3 protein-coding genes and 1 pseudogene are annotated in these 5510 nt (G+C 32.9%); all 4 read right to left on the bottom strand.

The annotated features are described in order from the left end of the window. Positions 1–473: type II-A CRISPR-associated protein Csn2 (csn2, locus tag FC65_RS08550; RefSeq protein WP_056972338.1), on the bottom strand; the 473-nt coding region annotated here is incomplete at its 3' end. Next, positions 470–775, bottom strand: a complete 306-nt coding sequence (gene cas2 / locus FC65_RS08545) for a CRISPR-associated endonuclease Cas2 (RefSeq protein WP_056972336.1) — start codon at positions 773–775, stop codon at positions 470–472. The genes cas2 and csn2, both read right to left, overlap by 4 nt. After that, positions 753–1658: pseudogene (cas1, locus tag FC65_RS08540) on the bottom strand (type II CRISPR-associated endonuclease Cas1). Before cas1 ends, cas2 begins: the two are co-directional and overlap by 23 nt. Before the next feature lie 211 nt (positions 1659–1869). Then, positions 1870–5454 (bottom strand): type II CRISPR RNA-guided endonuclease Cas9, encoded by a 3585-nt coding sequence (gene cas9 / locus FC65_RS08535; RefSeq protein ID WP_056972333.1) that lies wholly within the window; start codon positions 5452–5454, stop codon positions 1870–1872. Positions 5455–5510 lie beyond the last annotated feature (56 nt).

Genomic DNA, 5510 nt, shown 5'->3' with positions numbered 1-5510 from the left:
CTCAAGGTAAAATTATGAATAATCCAGGTTATTATATCATATGGATCATCCAAAGTTTCTTGATTTAAGTGTGTATCAGTAAACTTCAATGCTTTTTTTAAGTCAAAATCATATGTCACTTTGACAGGAAGATCTGCTAGATATAAACTCTCTTGAATTGCATTATCTAAGCTAGTAGTGGCTTCATGAATTCTATTTCGCTGTTGATCTGGCATAGTCGTGAACATTTTTTTTAAAATTATAGGCATATACTTTTTATTGATATTTTGTTGAATCATTAAATCTCCTGCCCAGTCAAATGATTTGTTGATCTCTGTAAAATTGAGATCATCATCAAATACTTTAAGTAAATCACTTTGACCCTTAAGTCCTAAAATTAAATCTCTGTAAACCACCTGATTGTTTGTTGCAACCACATTGAGCTTGCCATTTTCAATTTCGAAAGGTTTATGAGTTGAATAAGAGAGTTTCATAAAATCACCGTCCGATCTGATGAGTTTCTCACATCATCAATTGATTTGCCGACCAAAAAGTGCATATCATTATATTGTTTTTCAGTCAAAACTAAAGATTGTACCAACCCATTTGGCGGCAAAAAATTTTCTACTCTGCGTTCCATAAACATTGCAGACTTTTTATTGACACATACCCGAACATAAACTGAATACTGAACCATAACGAACCCTTCGTTGATCAATGCCTTTCTAAAGGTTCGATATGCTTTACGTTGTTTACTCGTCTCAACTGGTAAATCAAACATTATCATTAATCGCATAACTTGGTACCTCATTAGTAAAGCCCACCTCAATATTCATTTTCGAACTATTACCACTCAAAAAATTAAGACAATTACGAACATATTCAGAAATAGCATTCTTTAACAACATTTTCTTACCATTAAAAATAATTTCTAAACTCAGTAGTTCTACTAACCCATATTTCACGTCAGGAGTTAATTCATAAAATTTTTGTCCGGCTACCCAATAATCGATCACAGGTCTAAAGGGCTCCATCAAGTCTGAACTCAAATTAAACATATTTTCTTCACTATGATGATGAATCCCGATATACGTTAAATATCCATTTGAAACAACTTCTTGATTAACCGTTGAAAGCAAAATAGAGTATCCGTAATTCAAGGCAGCGTTAATAGGCGAATTATTTCGCCTTACAAAATCTGTTTCAAAAAGTAATGGAAAATACTTCCTCGCAACCGTAGCTTCCCTATTAGTAAAATCGTTCATTTCAATTTTTTCTAGTTCATCATTGATTTCATCAACATTTTCCCCATAAGACTGTAAAACTTTAATTTGATTTTGTATCTTTGCAAAAATAATTTTGGTCCAAAGTGTTTCTCTTTTCTGAACCGTCCAATTAACCTACTGCTCTAACAAATCTATATCGCGAGTACTAGGATAATATCCGACAGTTTCACAGATAGGTTCATGCATGTCATCTGAAAAAATAACCTTAACTTCGCTTTTCGCTAAATGACTGATCAATGAAGATGTAATCACTGCCTGTGTGGTATTTATCAACAATAAATTAATATCCTCAATTGGAATTTGGTTGATTCCATCTCTGTTCTGCACTGTCATCATTCGTGAAGAATATGACAACTTGGCATGTTGTGTAATAATAACTGATCTCCATCCCATTAAAAACACCCCTTGCTATTTTGTTAGCGTTATTATATAATAGTTTCTGTTGGGTAGCTCCCAACTGATGTACCTTATTGGTTTAACGTCTTGTTTTAAAATCAAGCAAAGCATTTAATGCTGAGTTTATATTTTTGATCCGTTTATTAACGGACAATACATATTAAAAGGGAATCATTCCTCTCGAGGAGTGATTCCCTTTTTGATATTTCTATAAATCTTTAAGTGCCACTCTTCGTTCAAAAATACCAGTTGGCGATTGATAACATAATATTGCATTTTCAGAAAGTGAAATTCCGCTAGCAAACTGCATCATTCCAAAAGGTGTAGAAATACCTAGAGATTTTAAATTACCAAAGGAAGGATTAGCATGAAGTCCTATTAAAATTTCATTTAAAAGCTTAAATTTCCCATTTTCCTTAATCTTTCCTTTTTCAACATTATCTATCATGGGTAACCTTTGAAAATATTTTTTTCCGTTATGCAGTCCTTCTCTAAATTTGTTTTTATCATACATTGAGAAATATCGATCAACTTGACTTAATATTTCGTCATAAACAGTATCTAAATCACTCGATTTATATCCAGACTGATCAAATGATTTTTTATCCAATATTTTAATTGCATTTTCTGATAGCACTAGTTGTTTAGCATTGTACTTGTACGTTGAACTGCCAAGCATAAACTTCTGGTCACCGTCGATTACAAGTTGTCTATATGGGACTTTAGGTACAACTATTTTAAATTTTTCGACTTGATAGGTTATCTCACCTGTTTTTCTATTTACTTTCTTTTTAACAAATTTAGGTTCCAATACTTTATAAAGAACATTGCTATAGTCACCGGTTTCTTTGTCATATGCCTGTTTTAACTTAACTATCGCACGTTGAGGAACACCAACAACCTTGAATTGACCAGTCTTTGCCAATTTTATTATTGCCAGATAAGCATCATTGTTATTAGTATATCCACCGTAAATTGCAGTTGGCTTATCATTCTTAATTGGAATCAATTTACTTTTTGCATCAGCAGCAGCTGGAAAGATGGTCTGTTTAAACATCGCCCCTTGTCTAGTAGATACTTCATGTGAAACCAACATATATTTGAAATTATATATCTTCTTAAAATATGCAATATCTTTCTCACGATCCCACAACAACTCACCGTTATCATTGACATATTTTGGATCCTTGTCATTTTCAATATCATGCAAAAAGTTGAATTGTTTTAACTTCGCATCATCGATTTTCTTAAAATGCCCGTAAGTAAAATATGACCGTAATTTTGGATAACGCCGATAGAGATAATTTCCAATAAATGTTGTTAAATAGGCGTCTAAAGCATGGTGATAGTCATTCACATTCCTATTTTTGAGCAAATCAAAATCCTTACGTAATTGAGAGTTCATTTTAGCTCGAACTTCAATAATTTCCGTTTCACCCTGATACTTTTCATTTAAAATCTCTGCTACTAAGCGTATCACTTGGCTTGTTTCTACTAGCTGGCGCTTGATAAACCCACGTGCCTTATACTTATCGATCGATTCCGGATCAGTCATTAAGTTATTCAACTTGCGCTGAGAAATAAGTCCATGTTCCGCAAAATTTTTCCATTTATTTTGAACTTCAGATTTAATTCGTACTGAAGCATACATACTTAAAGGAACATTATCTGACTTACCATTATTTATCGCTGAGCTGACTAGTACCTTATTATCTATTGAATCATCTTTAATAAAGGCCTGAGGCAAAATATGATCGATTTGATAATTTCCAATTTCGTCGATATTTATCTTTTTACCTGTGTACATATCTATTCCAAGCTGAGTAAAATATAGAAAATATTTATCCGTCAGAGTCTGTTTATTGTCCGTGAAATTTTGCAAGTTATCTTGCATTCCTTCGCTGACAATTTCTTTTGCATCATTATAATAGATTTCTTCCAGCTGGCGTTGTCTTTCTATCGAACGACGGGGATTCTTATCAGCAGACCGAGTAAATTCGATAGAAATTTTCTGAGGTGCCGTGCCCATCGTCTTTTGAATATCTTCAACAACTTTAATAACTTGACGGATCGCCTTTTTATTTTGTGGTGAAGTATAAGCATCTTCCAAAATATCTTCAAAATCATTTTTCTCAAGATGCTTACTGTTTTCAGCCTGAATTTTCTTGTTGAAGCCTTCCTCAGCCTGAATCTGCATAAAGTTTTTCTGTGTATTCCATAGCTGATCCATGATCGAATAACCATTTTCATCAAAAATACCAGTCAACAATTTAGCCGATAATCTACCCCATCCTTGATGTCTTTTCTTTTTCAATTCTTTTCTTTGCTCGTCGTTTAACCAAGAAATTTCTTTTAACTTAACTTCATAAATATGTCTGTCTTCAAAAATAGTGGACCATTCAATAATTCGTTCAAAATCTTTTTGTTTCTGAGGATCATCAACGACATCTTGAAAAATCTTTTTGAAATCAATATAAGTTGATAAATTTGAATTAAATTTATTATCATCTGAAAGCCCAGTAATTTTTGGTGCATGCTGATACCTTCCATCTGTTAAAAAGTAGTTCTGAACCTTCTTAACATTGACAGTCTTATATTTCTCAAAAACTTGCTGATAAATATTTTGTTTATCGTGTTTAGTCAATTTATTGCCATTTACCCGAATCATATTCAACTCGTTTAGCACCTTATATTTTTGATAGATCAGGCTTTCTGCAGGTAAAACATCTTCAGTGATCAGATAACTATCCTTCGTAGTCATTCTACGAATAAACTGGTCAGCTGAAGCCATTTTGTCAACTTTTTGATCAAAATTCCATGGTGTGATTTTTCCTGGTTCTTTACGTACCATCCAAGCAAAACTCTTACCTGAAGTTTTCTTTTGATCTTCCGTTGTAATCAATGGTCCCACATAATATGGTATCTTAAATGCAATCAATTCATCCAACTTATACTTAGCAATATTTTGACGTTTAGTATCAGGATTCAGTTCAGCCAAGAATGGATAATACTTAGCTTGTTTTTCAATAATTTTATCTAACTCTTGTTGGTGCAATTGATGTGGAATGACCCCATTCGCTGATGTCCGCTGCTTGGGCATAAAAGTCTCAGCATTAATTTGCTTTTTTATTTCGTCAGAAAAATCTGATGTTTCTAAGTTTTTAGTCACTTTAGAATAAAAATCATCCTGTGTTAATTTCTTCTTAGCACCTGTACCATGCACATATTGTTCATAGGCCTCATGTAGCTGCTGAGCTTTTTTCTTATCTTTAGTTACCTTAATTTGTTGTTTTAATAACAAAAGATGCTTTCTATGCAACTCATATTTATCGATCATCGATTCCGAAATCATTTGGCCATCTGGAACGATTCCATTCAACGTGATTTGCGAATACCATTGATGGATAATTCTTAGGACATTTTGTTGCTGTCCATTCGTTTGGCCCATCAAGATTTCGATCTCTTCATCTGAATTTTCATCATCCATTTTAAAAGACCAATCAGAGTCCACTGCGTCTTCGCCTAAGATGACATTAAATTTAGCTTTGTTTCCTAAAACTGCTTTACAAAATTCCGTTGCAATCTTTTTATTAATTTTGTCTGCTTCTTTATCTCCAGAATTTTTAGCCAAAACGTTTGCAACTTGTTTCTGCCGATCCATTCTGGTGATTTTATTATCAAGTAATAATTGACTGATTTCTTGAACTTTTGCAGTATCTATTTCAAATTTCGATTCTGTATGAATCTGCATAAAACTTTCATTTAATTCACTCACATCTGCTGTAAAATCCACTGATTCCTGTTTGAAATTACTAATAGACCTGAATTATTCATACTTTTCCCTTAAGG

It is taken from the genome of Ligilactobacillus acidipiscis DSM 15836 (assembly GCF_001435755.1).
Taxonomy (GTDB): Bacteria; Bacillota; Bacilli; order Lactobacillales; family Lactobacillaceae; genus Ligilactobacillus; species Ligilactobacillus acidipiscis.
This window is presented reverse-complemented; position numbering and strand designations above follow the sequence as displayed.